Consider the following 16,656-nt stretch of genomic DNA (forward strand, 5'->3'; position numbering starts at 1 on the left):
ATGCGTGCTTAAATCTCGCCGTGACTCTCCGCCGCGCCTTTGTTGCCCTGTCTCTGATCGTCGCCGGCGCCCTCGCGGCAGTCGGCGCCGGACAGGCGCCGGCGGTCCCCGGTGGCGCGCCCAACGCGGCGCAAGCGGCACGTATCGCTGCCGACGCGTTCACCTACGGATTCCCGCTGATGGAGTTCGAGCGGGTCCGGGCAGAATCTGCGAACACGCCATGTTCCGGCCACCGCGGCGATTCGACGATCAACATGCTGGCTTCCAGTGATCACTTCATGAAGCCGGAGGCGCACATCGTGGTCGCGCCGAATGTGGACACCCTGTACTCGATGGCGAACATCGATCTGAGCAAGGGGCCCGTGGTGCTGTCACATCCGGATATGGGTGACCGGTACTTCTCGTTCCAGTTGATGGATCCGTACACCAACGTGGCCGCCTACATCGGCTCACGCACCACCGGATCGGCAGCAGGACGCTACGCCATCAGCTGGTCCGGCAATCCCGGCGACTTGCCCGGTGCGACCACCATCACCGTCGACCACGCGCGGATCTGGCTGATCGGCCGCACACTGGCCGGCGACGAGGCCGACCAGCGCGCCGCACTCGAGAAGATGACGCAGTACAGCCTCACCCCGCCGGGAGGCGGCCCACGGTCGACCACGTGTGATTTCGAGTCCGTCACGCCGATCGATCAGCCAGACGGTATCGCTTGGCTGGATGCGCTCAGCACCGCGATGGGGAACAACCCGCCGCCGAAGCGCGATGCCGCGCAGGTCAAGGAACTTGCACGGATAGGCGTGGGGCCAGGGCTGCGGGTGAGCCGTGCCGGGCTGTCACCGGCGGCGGAAGCCGCGGTGGACCAGGCGGTCCGCGCCGCATCTGCCGCGTTGCCAGAGATTGCGCGCACCAAGCAGCAGACCAGCGCGCTGAGCCACCGCGGCTGGGGTACAGCCCCGGACAACACCGGTGACTACGGCACCGACTACCTCACTCGGGCCGGTGTGGCGGAAATCGGTCTCGGAGCCAACACTCCTGAGGAAGCGGCTTACAACCCGGCATTCTCCAGCGCGGATCTTCTTCCCCTGGACGGTCGCCTGTCGTCCTATCGGCTCCATTTTGCGGCGGGGCAAGAGCCACCGGTCGACGCGTTCTGGTCGATCACCGCCTACGACGGCGACGGCTACCTCGTGCCGAACACCGAAAATCGACACAGCGTGAGCAACAGCCGCCCAGACCTCATCAGGCGGCCCGACGGAAGCATCGACATCGTCTTCAGCCGCAGTCGACCCACCGATCCGTCGGTCAACTGGCTGCCCATCCCCGACGGTCCGTTCCGGGTCTACCTGCGCACCTACGCTCCGCGCGCATCGGTGCTCGACCACACGTGGAACCCGCCCGGAATCCAGAGGTTCTGACCCTGGGCCGCGACGGTGCCGGCGGTAGTCCGCATCTGATCTGTCGGGTTTCGTGGCACCGACCCTCGGGCCTGTCGTAGACACCGGAACCATTTCCCTCTCAGTGTGTCTGCGCGTCCCCGGCCACCGCGACGAGGACCCGCCGAAACGCGGCGTAGTCGTCGGTGCCGACCAGTCCGGACCACTCGTTCTCGATCTCCGCGAGCCTCCTGTGGCCTCGGGCGAGCATCGAGGACCCCTGACGTGTGAGCCCAAGTCTGCGGGTGCGTCGATCGCCCGCGTCGTCGGACACTGCGACGTATCCGCGTTCGGTCAAGGTCGATATGTGCTGTCCTGCACCCTGATTGGTCATGCCCAGGACTCGCGCGAGTCGGTTCCGATGGCGTCGTCATCGGCGACGCGGTCGCCGTCGAGGTGACATTCCGTCCGGTCTCCAGCTGAGCACGCGGCCGCGCCTACGGTATGAGGGAGAAGAACCACGACAGTTGCACCACACCTCGCAGGGAAGAGCGGAGCCGAGCGCGATGAAGTACACCGTGTCGATCCAAATCGATCTCCCACTGGAGACGGTGGTCCAGTCGCTCGCCGACCCGAGCAACCGACCGAAATGGTTGCGCGGGCTGGTGCTCCACGAGCCGCTGAATGGCGTCGACTGGCAGGTCGGTACCGAGTCGCGAGTGGTGATGAAGGCGGGCAAGCAGGAGTTCGAAGGCATCGAGACCATCACGCGCCGGGAACCCGCAGACCTGTCCGAGATCCCGAAAGGCACCGTGGTCCACTTCGACCGCGAGATCGTCGGCAACGGGATGTGGAGCGCAGTGCGTGACCGGCTGGCCGAGGCCGAACCGGGGACCACCCTCTGGGAGAGTGAGAGCGAGTACCGATTCGACAGCGTGTTGATGCGGCTCGTCGCACGTCTGATGCCCGGCACGTTCCGCAAGCAGTCGCAGCAGCCCATGGATGATTTCAAGGCATTCGTCGAGCAGGGCCGCGACGTCCGCGAAGAGAAGCGCTGACCTGCGCCTCAGGGCATCTCGACGGTCTGTGCGCGACGGATCTCCGCCACCGCACGATCCAGATACGGCCGGTGATCGGCCGCGATGCCCTTCGCCAGGTCGGTCACGACCAGGATCGCGGCGCCGGCGAGCTCGGCGGGTGGGGTGTGCGTCGTCGGTGCACGGTCGGCGTCGTCGGCGTGCTCCGCAACGCCCAGAGCGCCGGTGAGCACCACCACCACGGCGGACGGGTCGACCGGCGCCTGCCAGTCGGCGGACCCGCCGATGGTGCGGGTCAGGACCTCGGAGACATCGTCGCCGCTCAACCCGTCCTGATAGGTGGTCTCGAGTAGTTCGCGCACCATGTGCGCATGCACCTCGCGCGCCCCGGGGTGGTCGTGCAACTGTTCGACGGCGTCGGTGAATCCCTCGAGGTCCGCTGCGCGAGCCGCCCGTATGCCCAGATCCGTCGCCTCGGCGATCTCGCGCACCTTGCTGGGCCATTCGGCCGGTGCTCGGTAGTCCGTCACAACACGTCTCCTGTCTCCACAGCGATGAGGGCGAAACGATGATCGTCCGCGACGTACTGCTCTGTGGTCAGCGATCCGGCGCCGGACCGTCGAGCTGCGCGAGTGCCGCGCGGGCCGCCTCCAGCTCGTGGCTGAGCTCGTCGACGCGCTTCTGAGCTGCCGTTCGCGCCGACTCGATCACGCCCTCGACGGCCGCAACCGCGGCCTCGTCGCCAAGTGCGTGCATCGCGCGCGCCACACGATCGGAGGAGACTTCCGTTGCTTTGCCCTGCTTTCTGCTGCCGTGCAGAACCGACACCGTCCACGTGCCCTCCCCTGCCGCGGTCACCGTCACGCTGACCGCGGCGGCCGATGTCTTCGTCCGCCGATACGTTTTCGGAGAAGCAGGCCGGGGCTTCGCACCGGTCGTCTGCGCGGGCGCCTCGGATGTGACCGGCCTCGAGGCCGACTGTGCCGCAGCGCCGTCCGAAGTCCTCACGCGCCCAGACGGCTCCGGCGCCGGGGCCGACCGTCGAGGGGCAGGTGCGGCCGAACGCGCGGCCGGCCGGGTCTTGTGGAGTTCGTCGGCCTCGAAGGGCAATTGATCGTCGACACCTTTCGGACTCACGGTCACGGTCGATCCATCGATGGACACAACTCGCGCCGACGTCCCGGCCTCCAATTCGAGCGCCGGGATCGGATCCCGAAGGTAAACGGTCACGCGCTTGCCCGCGGCAAGTCCTGCAGACAATACACTCAGGTCATCAGCAGACAAACCGGTCCTTCTGCGTGCACTCACCTCACCATGGTCGCACATATGTGCGAATGAGTCACATGGTGCCGCCCTGGCGGTCGGGCATCGGTATCAGACGGAGACGCGGTCGAGCATGCCGCCGAGCCGGTCTGTGATCAGGTGTTCGGCCTCGACGGTCATGCGTTCTATCAACTCGCCGACGGTCGGGATGTCGTGGATGAGGCCCTGGCATGTCCCGGCGCTCCAGATGCCGGCCTCCGGATCGCCGAGTTCGAACACCTTGCGGCCGCGTGCGCCGGCAACCAGCTCGCGCACGTCCTCGAATTGTCCACCCCGGTCGAGGATCTCGACCACCTCCCGGCTGACGGTGTTGCTCGCCACCCGCGCGGTGTTGCGCAGCGGACGAAATATCAGCTCGGTCTGCCGCTCGTCCGCGGCGACGATCTCTTCCTTGATCCGCTGGTGAATAGGCGACTCGGCGGTACACATGAATCGGGTGCCCATGTTGATGCCATCGGCGCCGAGTGCGAGCGCAGCGACGAGTCCGCGCGCGTCGGCGAATCCGCCGGAGGCGATCATCGGGATCGAGACCTTGCGTGCGGCGGCCGGGATGAGAACGAGTCCGGGGATGTCGTCCTCACCGGGGTGCCCCGCGCATTCGAATCCGTCGATGCTGATCCCGTCCACACCGAGTTCCTGCGCTTTCACCGCATGACGCACCGTTGTGCATTTGTGCAGGACCTTGATGCCGGCATCGTGGAACATCGGAAGGTGCGGACCGGGATTGGACCCGGCAGTTTCCACGATCTTCACTCCCGATTTCACGATCACCTGTCGATACTCGTCGTACGGTGGCGGCGAGATGGACGGAAGGATCGTGAGATTCACGCCGAAAGGCTGATCGGTGAGATCGCGGCACCGGCCGATCTCGCGCTCGAGATCCTCCGGTGTGGGCTGGGTCAGGGCGGTGATGAAACCGAGCGCACCGGCGTTGGCGACCGCCGCGACCAGTTCGGCTCGGCCTACCCACTGCATACCTCCCTGCACGATGGGGTGGCGAACGCCGAACGTCTCGGTGAACTGGGTGGAGATCATTGCGGAGGTGCTCCTCTGTTCGATGATCGTGCGTTGACGCCACACCATCCAGCCCCGGTGTAGCTGATTCTTGTTCCGCAGCAGTTGAATTCGCGCAGATCGTGCCGGTTGGGTCGCAGTGCACGGACGCCACCCGCTTGGGCATCGTCGGCAGTGCGCTCCCGGAGTTCGACGGACACACTGGTGGTCGTCGTCATGCGCAATGTCTACCTGCCGCGATGCCGATTCGTCCACCCCCGATGCGCTGCGGCTCGTCACCACGCCTCGGTGACTTTCCGGAATCTGCATACACCGCCGATGCAGTGGAGCGCATACTGGCACGATCCGACGGTCCTGCGCAAGGAGTCAGATCATGCCTGTACCGCACATTGCGCGTTCACCGTCTACCAAACGGATGTCGTTGACGGGCAAGGTCGCGCTCATCACCGGCGCGGCACGAGGCATCGGACGCGCAACAGCGTTGGAACTCGCGCGGCAGGGCGTGGATCTGATCCTGCTGGACATCGACGAGACACCGCTGCATGAACTCGCCGACACCATCGGCCAGGATCGCGCCGTGGCTCAACCGGTCGACGTCACCGACTTCGACGCGGTGCAACGCGCGGTCGACGAAGGAGTCGCGCGGTTCGGTGGAATCGACCTGGTTCTGGCGAATGCCGGCATTGCGTCGTACGGCTCGCTGCAGCAGGTGGATCCGGCGGTGTTCGCTCGAGTCGTCGACGTCAACGTGACAGGTGTCTTCCACACCTTCCGAGCAGCGTTGCCGTCGGTGATCGAGCGAAGAGGCTACATCCTCATGGTCTCGTCTGCGGCGGCGTTCATTCCGCTGATGGGCCAATCGCCGTACAACGCGACCAAGGCGGCGATCGATCACATGGCCACGTCGCTACGCGCCGAGATCGGGCACCGTTGTGTCGCCGTGGGTGTGGCGCACATGCTGGTCATCGATACTCCGCTCGTGCAGGACGTCGCCGCCGACCTGCCGTCATTCTTCGACGCGCTCGAGGAGCTCCCCGCATCGATGCGTGCGATCATTCCCGTCGAGGACTGCGCGGCGGCAATGGTCAACGGGATGGTGCGACGGAGCCGACGGATCTACGTTCCGCGGTGGATTGCGGTGGCGGCGTGGCTGAAACCGGTCCTCGCATCGCGCATCATGGACAGGAAGTACGGCGATATCTCCGCGCGACACCTCGGCCGTGTCGACGCGGAGGTCGCCGGGCTGCAACGCTCGACCAGTGCACGCAACATGGCGAGCGGTCACCTGCCGAGCGCAGCCGAGGGTGCCCACGAGGAAACCGGATGACGTATCGGGTGGCACGGAATCGCGTCTGTCGACGGTTCCCCGGCCAGGTTCGGACGAGCAGACCTGAGCTGGTCAGCGAATCCACGAGTTCGTCACGAGACCGATTCCGATGTAGCTGCCCTGGCCGCAATCCACCGTTGCGAATCCGGTCCGATCGGCCGGCGCGCTGGCTCGTCGATAAAGGATCCGCACTCCCGCTGCCTCCCCGGTACTGCGACCGATGCCGAAGCAGTCGATCTCCACGACGTACCGCTTGCCGGGTGGGCACGACGCGGACACGCCATGTCGGTAGTCGTAGATCGAACATCCCGGTGGCACCGCCGCGGCCTGACCTGCTGTGACTGTTGCCGCACCCACCATCATCCCGAGCGCGCACATACCGGAAGCGATCTTTACGCCGATTCTCATACCCGATCCCCTTTGCCCGAGGTGGTGGCGTCGTCAGGTCTATCGTCTCCGCGCCCGCCCGCATTACCGGCCGGTGGCCCGCCAATCGCCGACTCACCCCGTCCTCCAGGCCCAATCCCGATAACTCACAACGGGAAACATCGGGTATGCATCACCGCAGCCCACGGTGATCGCCACGTCGGAGAACCCGACGGCTTCCGGGGGCGACAATCGTCCGCCGGGGCGCTGACAGGTCCCTTGCTTCGCTGGAATCAGGCGAGCACGATGGTCCATGGAAGTGGCCGCAACCACGGACCATCTGCGGCGGTCCGACAATGCCGGGGCATACCGTGGGAGGCCAGCCGCTCCTCGATCGCGACAACGTCGTCGCACAAGGAGGAACAATGCATGCACAACCCGGAGATTGGCTGGAGGTCGAGCAGTCGGTCGTCGGCCGGAAACCGGATCTCGGCGAGATCCTCGAGGTGCGATCCGCCGACGGGTCACCGCCGTACCTCGTCCGCTGGTCGGAGTCCGGCGACACCGCCCTGGTCTACCCAGGCGCCGACTCGATCGTGCGTAGCGCCGACGAGGTCGCCGACCATTCGACCCGGGAGACGACGTAGCCGCACGGACGAGGTAGTCGGACGGAAACGGGCACAGTAGGTACGCCGGGTGACCCATATCGAACAGGCCTCGCTGATTCCGGGGGCAGTCATCCGACACTGACCATAGGCTCGCGAGATGACCCAACCACCGGTCCCCCATTCCCCCGGCGACCTGGCGGCGGCCCTCGAATCCACCGGCTACCTCGCCGACGGCGGCCTGGCGATGGCTGCGTTCCTCGCCCTTCGCATGGGACGGCCGCTGTTCTGCGAGGGCGAACCCGGCACCGGCAAGACGTCGCTCGCGGTCGGACTGTCGCAGGCGTTGGAACTGCCGCTGATCCGGCTGCAATGTCACGAGGGCATCGATGCCTCGCAGGCGCTCTACGACTGGGACTTTCCTCGGCAACTGCTGCACTTGCGCACTCTCGAAGCTGCCAGCGACGGCCGACTCGACGCCGACGAAGCCGAATCCTCCCTCTACACCGAACGCTTCCTGCTCGCGCGACCACTGCTGCAGGCCCTCACCGAAACGCCTTGCGTGCTCCTCATAGACGAGATCGACCGCGCCGACGACGAATTCGAGGCTTTCCTCCTGCAGCTGTTGGACGAGAACGCGGTCACGATCCCGGAACTGGGCCACATCCGCGCGGATACCCCACCGCTGGCCGTACTCACGTCCAACCGCACCCGTGAGGTGCATGACGCACTCAAACGTCGATGCCTGTACCACTGGCTCGAACACCCCGGCCTCGCCCGCGAGATCGCCATCCTGCAACGGCGCGTGCCCGGCATCGGTGACGACCTCGCCACGCAGGTCGCGCATGCGGTACAGGAACTACGAAAACTGGAGTTGCTCAAGCCGCCTGGCGTCGCCGAAACCCTCGACTGGGCCATCGCCCTGCGCGAACTCGATCGCGATGTGCTCGACGCCGAGATCGCCGCGGCCACGCTCGGCGCTGTGCTGAAGTACCGCGAAGACCACGACCGCGTCGTGCGCGCCGGCATCGGCCGGCTGCTGGCATGAGTGGCGAACTTGCCGGAGTCGCAGGATTCGCGCGGACTCTGACACACGCGGGGCTGCCGGTGGCGACCGACTCCGTGGAGGCGTTTGTCCGCGCGCTCCGCGAGATCGACATCGCCGACGTCGACCAGGTGTATTGGGCGGGACTGGCCACACTGTGCCGCGACCCGGACGACCAGGCACGCTTCGACCTCGCCTTCGACGCCTGGTTCGGCGATCGGATGCCGCGCCGCACCCGACGACCTACGAAACCGGCGCACACCCGGATCGCCGCGCTACGCACCACCGCCGACCAGACAGCCACCGGGGCGGGACCACATCTGGCGGTCGCCGCCGACGACACCGAGGTGCTGCGGCACCGAGACATCGCGACGTTGTCCGCTGCCGAACGTGCCCACCTCGCCGAACTCATGGCGACGCTGACACCGCAGCTGCCGCAACGTGCCGCGCTGCGCCGCGCTCCGGCCCGGCGCGGTTCGGTGGATCCGGGTCGCACGGTTCGCGCCATGCTCGCTGCCGGCGGCGAACCGGTGAAACCGAGCCGACACCGACCGACAACCCGGCCGCGTCGTGTGGTGCTGTTGCTGGATGTCTCCGGTTCGATGAGCCCCTACGCCGACGCGCTGCTGCGATTCGCGCACGTGGTCACCCGGGCCAACCCGGCCGGAACCGAGGTGTTCTCGCTCGGCACCCGGTTGACCCGGCTGTCGCGGGCGCTACGGGCCGCCGATGCCGAACAGGCGCTCGCCGCCGCCGGGCGTGCCGTTCCGGACTGGGCAGGCGGGACCAGACTCGGCGAGACGATGCAGGCGTTCCTGGACCGGTGGGGTCGGCGCGGGGTGGCCCGGGGTGCCGTGGTGGTGGTCTTCTCCGACGGGTGGGAGCGTGGCGACCCCGCCCTGCTGGCGCAGCAGATGGCGCAGCTGCAGCGCCTGGCCCGGGCGGTGTTCTGGGTCAACCCGCACGTGGGCGCGCCGGGCTACGAGCCGGTGCAGGGCGGCATCGTCGCGGCACTGCCCCACCTCGACGGTCTGCTCGCCGGCCACTCGGTGGCCACCCTCGAGGAGCTGCTCGCCGCCGTACGCGACGCCTGAAGCGCGCGTGCGAGATCCGCGATTTCGGGTGTGCGATGTGTACGAGAGGCGCACAGTGATTCGGGAGGACCTCACCCGGCACTCAGCCCACACTGGTCGAACGCATCGGAGGCCACATGCGCGTCACAATCACCGTCGACGGGACGACCTACGAGGACGAGGTGGAACCACGCACCTTGCTCGTCCATCACCTACGCAACCAGCTCGGCAAGGTCGGCACCGTGATCGGCTGCGACACAAGCAATTGTGGCGCGTGCACGGTGATGATGAACGGCCACAGCGTCAAGTCGTGCTCGGTGCTGGCCGTACAGGCCGATGGCGCCGACATCACCACCGTCGAAGGTCTCGCCCGCGACGGTGAGCTGCATCCCGTCCAGGAGGCATTCCGTGACAATCACGGACTCCAGTGCGGGTACTGCACCCCGGGAATGATCATGTCGACGATCGACCTTCTCGCGCAGAACCCCAGTCCGGACGAGCATGCGGTGCGGGAGGGTCTGGAAGGCAATCTGTGCCGCTGCACGGGATATCAGAACATCGTTCGCGCGGCGTTGGATGCGGCACAGCGGCTGCAGGCCGATGAATCACCGCGGCTGGAACGCACCGGATCACAGACCCGAACAGACAGTTCGCAGACGATGCAGGAGACGGGAGGCGCACGATGACCGCGACCGTCGAACCGAGTGCTGCGGAACACGAGGTAGGCAAAGCCCGGATCCGCAAGGAAGACGATCACCTCATCACCGGGCGCACCAAATGGACGGACAACCTCGTGCTGCCCGGCATGCTGCACATGGGGCTGCTGCGTAGCCCGATGGCGCATGCACGGATCGCCGGCATCGACGTCGAGACCGCGCAGGCGATGCCGGGTGTCGTCGCCGTCTACACCGGCGCCGACCTGGCAGAGGAGCAGGGCAGTCTGCCGAACGCCTGGCAGATCACCGAGGACATGAAGGCACCGCAGGCGCCGTCACTCGCGGTGGACACCGTCCGGTTCGCCGGCGACGCGGTCGCGATGGTGATCGCCCGCACCGCCGCCGAGGCGCAGGATGCCACCGAGGCGATCGATGTCGACTACGAGGACCTCCCGGTGGTGCTCGACCTCGCCGACGCGGCCTCGGATGGTTCGGACCTCGTGCATCCGGACCTGGGCACCAACGTGTCCGCGGTGTGGACGTTCGACTCCGCGGAAGCGGGTACCGGCACCGACGTCGAGGATGAGATCCGCAACGCCGAGGTCGTCGTCGAACGTACTTTCCGGCAGCAACGCCTGATCCCGGCGTTCATGGAACCCCGCTCGGTCGTCGTCGACCCGACCGGCACGCAGATCACCATGTGGTCGGCCACCCAGGTCCCGCACATTCTCAAACTCATGCTCGCGATGACACTCGGAATCCCGGAGCACAAGCTCCGAGTGATCGCCCCCGACGTCGGGGGTGGCTTCGGCGGCAAGCTCCAGGTCTGTCCCGAAGAGGTACTCGCGCTTCTCGCCGCCCGCCGCCTGGGAAAGCCGGTGAAGTACACCGAATCGCGCAGTGAGTCGATGCAAGCAGCGCACCACGGCCGCGACCAGATCCAGAAGCTCACCCTGGCCGCGCGCCGCGATGGCACGGTCACCGGCCTGAAGGTGGAACTGCTCGCCGACATGGGCGCCTACCTGCGCCTGGTGACGTCGGGAATCCCGATCCTCGGCGCGTTCATGTTCAACGGCATCTACAAGTTCCCCGCCTACCATTTCACCTGCACCAACGTGTTCACCAACAAGGCACCCACCGACGCCTATCGCGGAGCGGGCCGCCCCGAGGCCACCTTCGCGATCGAGCGGATCATGGACGAGCTCGCCACCGAGCTCGACATGGATCCACTCGAGGTGCGTGCGAAGAACTGGATCGCGCACGAGGAGTTCCCGTTCGACACGGTGGCCGGACTGACCTACGACTCCGGCAACTACGAGGCGGCGACCGCCAAGGCCAAGGAACTGTTCGACTACGACGGGCTGCGCCGTGAGCAGGCCGAACGCCGCGAACGTGGTGACACGGTGCAACTCGGGATCGGGGTGTCCACCTTCACCGAGATGTGCGGGCTCGCGCCGTCCCGAGTGCTGGGCTCGTTGTCCTACGGTGCAGGCGGATGGGAGCACGCCTCGGTCCGCATGCTCCCGACCGGAAAAGTTGAGGTGGTCACCGGCAGCTCGGCACACGGCCAGGGTCACGAGACGGCGTTCAGCCAGATCGTCGCCGATCGGCTCGGTGTGCCATTCGAGGACGTGGAGGTGCTGCACGGCGACACGCAGACCTCCCCACGCGGCCTCGACACCTACGGCTCGCGATCACTGTCGGTCGGCGGTATGGCGATCGTGAAGGCAGCCGACCGGGTGATCGACAAGGCACGACCGCTCGCCGCGCACCTGATGGAGGCGTCCGAGGACGATCTGGAGTTCAGCGACGGCCAGTTCACCGTGAAGGGCACCGAGGCATCGGTGGGTATCGCCGATGTGGCGCTCGCGGTGTTCGCGGCGCACAACCTGCCCGACGGGGCCGAACCCAATCTCGATTCCGAGGCGACCTACGACCCCGACAACTTCTCGTTCCCGCACGGCACGCATCTGTGCGCGGTCGAGGTGGACACCGAGACCGGATTCGTGACCGTGCGCAAGTACGTGTGCGTCGATGACATCGGCACGGTGGTCAACCCTCTGATCGTCGAAGGCCAGGTCCACGGCGGCCTGGCTCAGGGCATCGCCCAGGCGCTCTACGAGGACGCCATCTACGACGAGTCCGGCACTCTGCTCACCGGTTCGTTCGCCGAGTACCTCGTCCCCGGCGCACCGGACCTGCCGCACTTCACGACCGATCGCACCGAGACCCCCGCCACCGGAAACGCGCTCGGCGTCAAAGGCGTCGGTGAGGCGGGAACGATCGCGTCCACCCCGGCCGTGGTCAACTCCGTCCTCGACGCGGTGCGTCACATGGGCGTGCGCGACGTAGAGATGCCATGCAGTCCGATGCGGGTCTGGAAAGCCATCCAGGCCGGCCAGACCTCCTCCACACAGGAAGGTGTCCGATGATCCCCTCCGGATTCGACTACGTCGCGCCGACCTCTCTCGACGACGCGGTGGCAGCACTCGCCGACGCCGGCGAGGACGCCAAAGTGATCGCCGGCGGGCAGAGCCTGATGCCGGTGCTGCGGTTGCGGTTGAACTCGCCGAGTACCCTCGTCGATCTCGGCCGGATCGCCGAGCTACGCGGGGTGCGTGAGGACGGCGAGGCCATCGTCGTCGGGGCGATGACCACCCACCACGATGTCATCGCCGATCAGCTCGTCGGTCGACATGCCGCACTACTGACCGACGCCACGCAGACCGTGGCCGACCCCCAGATCCGGCATCGCGGTACGTTCGGCGGTTCGCTCGCCCATGCCGACCCGGCCGGCGACCTGGGTGCGGTGGCCGTCGCGCTGAACGCGACGCTCACCGTGGTGGGTCCAAATGGCCGCCGCGACATCGGCGCCGAGGACTTCTTCACCGACTTCTTCACCACCGCACTCGAACCCGACGAGATCCTCGCCTCCGTGCGCATCCCCAAACACACCGGATGGGCGGCCCACTACGAGAAGTTCCATCGGGTGGCGCAGAGTTGGTCGATGGTCGCTGTCGCAGCGACGGTCGACGTCGACGACAGCGGGGTGATCCGCGAGGCCGCCGTCGGCCTCACCAACATGTCGGCGGTTCCGGTGCGCGCCCGCGCCGTGGAGCAGGCACTCGTCGGGCAGTCAGCGGACCTCGAGGTGATCCGTGCCGCAGCCGAACACGCCGCGGAGGGCGCCGATCCGATGACCGATCCGAACGCCGACGCGGAATACCGAACCCATCTGGCCAAGGTGCTGACCCGCCGGGCCGTCGTCGCTGCGGCAGGTGTCTGACCATGCAACTCGAACACAATTTCACCGTCGATGCGCCGATCGACAGTGTCTGGAAGGCGCTCATCGACCCGGAGCGGGTGGCCGGCTGCATGCCCGGAGCCTCGCTGACCGACGTCGACGGCGACAAGTTCACCGGGCAGATCAAGGTGAAGATCGGCCCGGTCGCCCTCGTGTACAAGGGCGTCGGCACCTTCATCGAGAAGGACGAAGGCGCACACCGCGCGGTGATCGAGGGCAACGCGAAGGAGTCCCGCGGTCAGGGGACGGCCAAGGCCACGGTGTCGATGTCGCTGAAGGACGAGGGCGACACGACCACCGCCACCGTGCTCACCGATCTGGCGATCACCGGTAAGCCGGCCCAGTTCGGTCGGGGCATGCTCTCCGACGTGGGCGGCAAGATCATCGATCAGTTCGCGACGTGTCTGTCGAAGAAACTCGCCGAATCGGAGCCTGCTGCCGACGCCGAGGAAACCGTCCCAGCGGCCGGCGAAGCGGCCACGGCCGGGAGCTCCGCGACATCCACGGTGCCCGCGACGTCAGCGGAGACCCAGGGCGCACGAGGTGGTGCTGTCGCACAACCGCAGGACGAGGCCGAAGCGCTCGATCTGATGGCCTACGCCGGAGGGTCGGTCCTCAAGCGGGTTGCACCGATCGTGGGCGCGGTCGTGGTGGGTGCGATCGTGTTCGTTCTGGTGCGTCGACTGCGTCACTGATCGGTCAACGGGTTCTACTCAGGCGCAACGGTTTCCGCCATCGGTGTGTGTCCCGCCCGCCCCGGCGCGCTCACCACCGGAACATCGGCAGCGGTCGGGTGGGGTGCGTCAGGGCGTGGCGCAGGCCTGCGCGGACGAGGAAGGCGTGGAAACCGTGATACGGAAACCTCTCGACGACGCGGGCGACGAAGTCGGCGTCGAGACCGCTGCGTAGCAGTCCGTGGCTCACGTCCACGCGGTCGGCCAGCCGGAAGGTCTCCACCACCGGGTCCGTTCGCGCGCGTAGACCGTGGTGGTCGCAGACCATCGTCCGCGCGAGTTCTGGCTCCCCGATGGCGAACTCGGCCGCTAGCTCATCGCCCAACGCGGCGGACGGGCCGAGATAATCAAACGTTCGGGCGGTCCAGATCCCGAGATCGTGCACCGCCCATGCCAGAACCGCGGAGTCCGGCAGATCGTCGTCCAGCAGCGTGCGCTGATAGTTGGCGCACCGGTACACGTGATTCCGGTAGGTACGTTCGTCTGGGCCGAGTGCGTCGCGGTGACGCGCCAGCACGTCATCGATCAGCGGATGCTCCAGAATCGGGACATCGTTCGCCGACATCCCGGAGCCGGGACTCATCTGCTCGTGCTCACCGTCGGTTCCGGCGACGTCTCGGCATCGGAGTCGCTCCGGTGTGTGCTGTCCAGCGACGGAACCCACTCGAGCCACTTCGGCCAGTACCAGTTGTAGCGCCCGAGGATCTCCATCGTCGCCGGGACCAGAAGCATCCGGACGATCGTGGCATCGATGAACACGGCGGTGGCCAGCCCCAAACCCATCGCCTTGAGTCCGCGGTCGTCGAAGAAGACGAAGCTCGCGAACACACACACCATGATCGCGGCCGCGGCGGTGATCACGCGAGCCGTCTTCGCGAGACCTTCGGTGACCGACGTCGTCGGATCACCTGTGGCGAGGAAGCGCTCACGTATCCGGGAGACCAAGAACACCTCGTAGTCCATCGCGAGACCGAAGGCGACCGCGAAGAGCACGATGGGCACCCACGCTTCGGTCGGTCCGACCTTGCCGACCCCGACGAACTCCATACCCCACCCCCACTGGAAGACCGCGACGATCACACCGAACGCGGCACCCAGGGACAGCAGGTTCATCACAATCGCCTTGGTGGGGATGACGAGCGACCTGAATGCCAAGGCCAACAGCAGGAACGAGCAGATGAGCACCACGGCGATCATCAACGGCAGCCGGTCGAGGGTGAGTTCGGCGAAATCGTTGCTGCCCACCGCAACCCCGGTGAGCTCCACCGGCAGGTCGGACTGCGGGACGATGGTGTCGCGAATATGGTGCACCAGGTCGAGCGTCGCGAGTTCCTGGGGCCCGGTCGTCGGTGTCACGCTGAGCATCGCGACCGGGTTTCCGTCAACGCTTCCCAATGGGATGGGTGGACTGACCTCCGCGACACCGCTCGTCGCGTCGAGACGATCCGCGAGGTCTTCGAGTTGCGCGACGCCCGCGCCCTCCGGCAGTTCGGTGACCAGGAACAGCGGGCCGTTGGCGCCGTCACCGAATCCCCGGGCCAGGTCGTCGTAAGCGATTCGGGTGGTGTCCTCGGCCGACCGGTTGCCGGCATCGCCGAATCCGAGGCGCAGATCGAGCACGGGAATCGACAGCACGATCAGGATGGCCAGAGCCACCAGCACCCCGCCCCACGGGTGCCGCTGAACAACGCGGCTCCAGCGTTGCGCGACTGCTCCGTCCGCGCCCGGCCGTGTCCTCAGCCCGGGGATCGCGAGCCTGTTCACTCGTGTGCCGATGATCGCGAGCAGAGCCGGCAGCAAAGTGATGGCGGCGAGCATCACGGCGAGCACCCCGGCACACCCGGCCAAGGTCATCGTCGGCCCGATCACCCCGCCCTGGGTCAGCAGACCTGCGATCGCGATCGTCACCGTCGCCCCGGCGAAAGCAACGGCGCGGCCCGCGGTGTCCATCGACGCCACGACGGCGTCGGGGACGTCGGCGCCGTCCGCCAGCGCAGCGCGGAATCGGGTGAGGATGAGCAGTGCATAGTCGATACCCACGCCGATGCCGAGCATCACGGTCAACGAGACCGCGAAATTCGGTGTGTCGACGACGTTCTGGAGCAGCATCAGAATCGATGCACCGACCCCGACCCCGAACAGTGCGGTGAGCAGCGGTAGTCCGGCCGCCACCAGCGTGCCGAACGCGATCAGCAGGATGATCATCGCCAGACCGAGGCCAACCGCCTCGCCCAGACCTGCGGGCGCCTCGTCGGCGAACCAGTCGCCGGCGAAGTTCACCCGGGTGTCGGGGGCGTCGAACTCTTCTGTCGTGGCCTTGATCTCGGCGACGAGTCGCGATCGTTCACTGTCGGATTCCGCCGGAACCGTGAGGGTGGTGTAACCGACCGTGCCATCCGATGAGATCGCGGTGTCGGGAGAGATTCCCCGCGTGTACAGGTCGACCATGCCGGTGTCCGGATCGATGGCCGTGATGCGCTCGCGTAGCGCCTCCACCTCCGCGCGGACGACCGGATTGCGCACTCCGCCAGGCACGGACGGCGCCGTGGCGACGACGACCCTGGCCTCGTCCGCAGCCGATCCGCCGTCCGCGGCATTCAGCGTCGCGAGCGCTCGTCCGGACTCGGTGCGGTCGTCGTCGGCGAAGTTCGTGATCGAGTCGCCGCCGAACATTCCGGCAAGAATTATGCAGCCGACCAGCGCGACCACCCACGTGCCAACAACGGGCCAGCGATTGCGGACCGTCCATCGAGCGACCGAAGTGAACATGCAATCGATCGTTGCGCACCCGACCCG

At 66.9% G+C, this 16,656-nt stretch carries 17 protein-coding genes; 10 read left to right on the forward strand and 7 right to left on the reverse strand.

What is annotated here, in order from left to right:
• Window positions 1-20: 20 nt before the first annotated feature.
• Window positions 21-1,418, forward strand: a complete 1,398-nt coding sequence (locus tag V1Y59_RS19405; protein WP_330506687.1) for a DUF1254 domain-containing protein — start codon at window positions 21-23, stop codon at window positions 1,416-1,418.
• 100 nt (window positions 1,419-1,518) lie between these two features.
• On the opposite strand, the gene V1Y59_RS19410 is transcribed toward V1Y59_RS19405, so the two are convergent.
• The gene (locus V1Y59_RS19410; protein ID WP_330506688.1) at window positions 1,519-1,770 is read right to left on the reverse strand and encodes a hypothetical protein; all 252 of its coding nucleotides are present in this window, start codon (window positions 1,768-1,770) and stop codon (window positions 1,519-1,521) included.
• A gap of 172 nt (window positions 1,771-1,942) precedes the next feature.
• Here V1Y59_RS19410 and V1Y59_RS19415 point away from each other — a divergent pair, with 172 nt between their 5' ends.
• On the forward strand, window positions 1,943-2,434 hold the full coding sequence (locus V1Y59_RS19415; protein ID WP_330506690.1) for an SRPBCC family protein: 492 nt from the start codon (window positions 1,943-1,945) through the stop codon (window positions 2,432-2,434).
• Window positions 2,435-2,442: 8 nt separating this feature from the next.
• On the opposite strand, the gene V1Y59_RS19420 is transcribed toward V1Y59_RS19415, so the two are convergent.
• The 3 genes from V1Y59_RS19420 to V1Y59_RS19430 all read right to left on the reverse strand — a co-directional run bounded on the left by V1Y59_RS19420 (window position 2,443) and on the right by V1Y59_RS19430 (window position 4,771).
• Complete coding sequence (locus V1Y59_RS19420) at window positions 2,443-2,943, reverse strand: hypothetical protein (RefSeq protein ID WP_330506691.1); 501 nt, start codon at window positions 2,941-2,943, stop codon at window positions 2,443-2,445.
• Window positions 2,944-3,010: 67 nt separating this feature from the next.
• Window positions 3,011-3,739: a DUF6319 family protein gene (locus V1Y59_RS19425; RefSeq protein WP_330506692.1), complete on the reverse strand. Its 729-nt coding sequence runs from the start codon at window positions 3,737-3,739 to the stop codon at window positions 3,011-3,013.
• A 48-nt stretch (window positions 3,740-3,787) separates the two neighbouring features.
• Window positions 3,788-4,771: an NAD(P)H-dependent flavin oxidoreductase gene (locus V1Y59_RS19430; RefSeq protein ID WP_330506693.1), complete on the reverse strand. Its 984-nt coding sequence runs from the start codon at window positions 4,769-4,771 to the stop codon at window positions 3,788-3,790.
• Between the two features lie 352 nt (window positions 4,772-5,123).
• Between V1Y59_RS19430 and V1Y59_RS19435 the strand changes: the two genes are divergently transcribed.
• Window positions 5,124-6,077 (forward strand): SDR family oxidoreductase, encoded by a 954-nt coding sequence (locus tag V1Y59_RS19435; RefSeq protein WP_330506694.1) that lies wholly within the window; start codon window positions 5,124-5,126, stop codon window positions 6,075-6,077.
• 72 nt (window positions 6,078-6,149) lie between these two features.
• Here the strand turns inward: V1Y59_RS19435 and V1Y59_RS19440 are convergent, their stop codons facing one another.
• Complete coding sequence (locus V1Y59_RS19440; protein WP_330506695.1) at window positions 6,150-6,485, reverse strand: hypothetical protein; 336 nt, start codon at window positions 6,483-6,485, stop codon at window positions 6,150-6,152.
• Window positions 6,486-6,868: 383 nt separating this feature from the next.
• Between V1Y59_RS19440 and V1Y59_RS19445 the strand changes: the two genes are divergently transcribed.
• The 7 genes from V1Y59_RS19445 (at window position 6,869) to V1Y59_RS19475 (ending at window position 13,821) form a co-directional block, all read left to right on the forward strand.
• Complete coding sequence (locus V1Y59_RS19445) at window positions 6,869-7,090, forward strand: DUF1918 domain-containing protein (protein ID WP_330506696.1); 222 nt, start codon at window positions 6,869-6,871, stop codon at window positions 7,088-7,090.
• A gap of 118 nt (window positions 7,091-7,208) precedes the next feature.
• A complete protein-coding gene (locus tag V1Y59_RS19450; RefSeq protein ID WP_330506697.1) occupies window positions 7,209-8,096 on the forward strand; it encodes an AAA family ATPase in 888 nt (295 codons plus the stop codon).
• On the forward strand, window positions 8,093-9,187 hold the full coding sequence (locus tag V1Y59_RS19455; protein ID WP_330506698.1) for a vWA domain-containing protein: 1,095 nt from the start codon (window positions 8,093-8,095) through the stop codon (window positions 9,185-9,187). The genes V1Y59_RS19450 and V1Y59_RS19455 overlap by 4 nt, the downstream gene beginning before the upstream one ends.
• A 116-nt stretch (window positions 9,188-9,303) precedes the next feature.
• Window positions 9,304-9,852 (forward strand): (2Fe-2S)-binding protein, encoded by a 549-nt coding sequence (locus V1Y59_RS19460; RefSeq protein WP_330506699.1) that lies wholly within the window; start codon window positions 9,304-9,306, stop codon window positions 9,850-9,852.
• Window positions 9,849-12,254 carry a xanthine dehydrogenase family protein molybdopterin-binding subunit gene (locus V1Y59_RS19465; RefSeq protein ID WP_330506700.1) on the forward strand — a complete coding sequence of 802 codons (2,406 nt, stop codon included), beginning with the start codon at window positions 9,849-9,851 and terminating at the stop codon, window positions 12,252-12,254. The genes V1Y59_RS19460 and V1Y59_RS19465 overlap by 4 nt, the downstream gene beginning before the upstream one ends.
• Window positions 12,251-13,108 (forward strand): FAD binding domain-containing protein, encoded by an 858-nt coding sequence (locus V1Y59_RS19470; RefSeq protein WP_330506701.1) that lies wholly within the window; start codon window positions 12,251-12,253, stop codon window positions 13,106-13,108. Before V1Y59_RS19465 ends, V1Y59_RS19470 begins: the two co-directional genes overlap by 4 nt.
• A gap of 2 nt (window positions 13,109-13,110) precedes the next feature.
• The gene (locus V1Y59_RS19475; RefSeq protein ID WP_330506702.1) at window positions 13,111-13,821 is read left to right on the forward strand and encodes an SRPBCC family protein; all 711 of its coding nucleotides are present in this window, start codon (window positions 13,111-13,113) and stop codon (window positions 13,819-13,821) included.
• A 70-nt stretch (window positions 13,822-13,891) separates the two neighbouring features.
• Here V1Y59_RS19475 and V1Y59_RS19480 read toward each other — a convergent pair whose 3' ends face one another.
• Both V1Y59_RS19480 and V1Y59_RS19485 read right to left on the reverse strand, forming a co-directional pair.
• Entirely contained in the window at window positions 13,892-14,443 is a 552-nt protein-coding gene (locus V1Y59_RS19480) for a hypothetical protein (protein ID WP_330506703.1), read from the reverse strand.
• Complete coding sequence (locus V1Y59_RS19485; protein WP_330506704.1) at window positions 14,440-16,629, reverse strand: MMPL family transporter; 2,190 nt, start codon at window positions 16,627-16,629, stop codon at window positions 14,440-14,442. Before V1Y59_RS19485 ends, V1Y59_RS19480 begins: the two co-directional genes overlap by 4 nt.
• Window positions 16,630-16,656: the final 27 nt, after the last annotated feature.

Origin of the sequence: Gordonia prachuapensis (assembly GCF_036350515.1) — a bacterium.
GTDB lineage: Bacteria > Actinomycetota > Actinomycetes > Mycobacteriales > Mycobacteriaceae > Gordonia > Gordonia prachuapensis.

Bases quoted from the DNA above. Each gene is read 5' to 3' on its own strand.
- V1Y59_RS19410 (WP_330506688.1), bottom strand. From the start codon at position 1,770: ATGACCAATCAGGGTGCAGGACAGCACATATCGACCTTGACCGAACGC.
- V1Y59_RS19475 (WP_330506702.1), top strand. From the start codon at position 13,111: ATGCAACTCGAACACAATTTCACCGTCGATGCGCCGATCGACAGTGTC.
- V1Y59_RS19455 (WP_330506698.1), top strand. From the start codon at position 8,093: ATGAGTGGCGAACTTGCCGGAGTCGCAGGATTCGCGCGGACTCTGACA.
- V1Y59_RS19440 (WP_330506695.1), bottom strand. From the start codon at position 6,485: ATGAGAATCGGCGTAAAGATCGCTTCCGGTATGTGCGCGCTCGGGATG.
- V1Y59_RS19465 (WP_330506700.1), top strand. From the start codon at position 9,849: ATGACCGCGACCGTCGAACCGAGTGCTGCGGAACACGAGGTAGGCAAA.
- V1Y59_RS19430 (WP_330506693.1), bottom strand. From the start codon at position 4,771: ATGATCTCCACCCAGTTCACCGAGACGTTCGGCGTTCGCCACCCCATC.
- V1Y59_RS19470 (WP_330506701.1), top strand. From the start codon at position 12,251: ATGATCCCCTCCGGATTCGACTACGTCGCGCCGACCTCTCTCGACGAC.
- V1Y59_RS19485 (WP_330506704.1), bottom strand. From the start codon at position 16,629: ATGTTCACTTCGGTCGCTCGATGGACGGTCCGCAATCGCTGGCCCGTT.
- V1Y59_RS19435 (WP_330506694.1), top strand. From the start codon at position 5,124: ATGCCTGTACCGCACATTGCGCGTTCACCGTCTACCAAACGGATGTCG.
- V1Y59_RS19425 (WP_330506692.1), bottom strand. From the start codon at position 3,739: ATGTGCGACCATGGTGAGGTGAGTGCACGCAGAAGGACCGGTTTGTCT.
- V1Y59_RS19415 (WP_330506690.1), top strand. From the start codon at position 1,943: ATGAAGTACACCGTGTCGATCCAAATCGATCTCCCACTGGAGACGGTG.
- V1Y59_RS19460 (WP_330506699.1), top strand. From the start codon at position 9,304: ATGCGCGTCACAATCACCGTCGACGGGACGACCTACGAGGACGAGGTG.
- V1Y59_RS19445 (WP_330506696.1), top strand. From the start codon at position 6,869: ATGCATGCACAACCCGGAGATTGGCTGGAGGTCGAGCAGTCGGTCGTC.
- V1Y59_RS19480 (WP_330506703.1), bottom strand. From the start codon at position 14,443: ATGAGTCCCGGCTCCGGGATGTCGGCGAACGATGTCCCGATTCTGGAG.
- V1Y59_RS19450 (WP_330506697.1), top strand. From the start codon at position 7,209: ATGACCCAACCACCGGTCCCCCATTCCCCCGGCGACCTGGCGGCGGCC.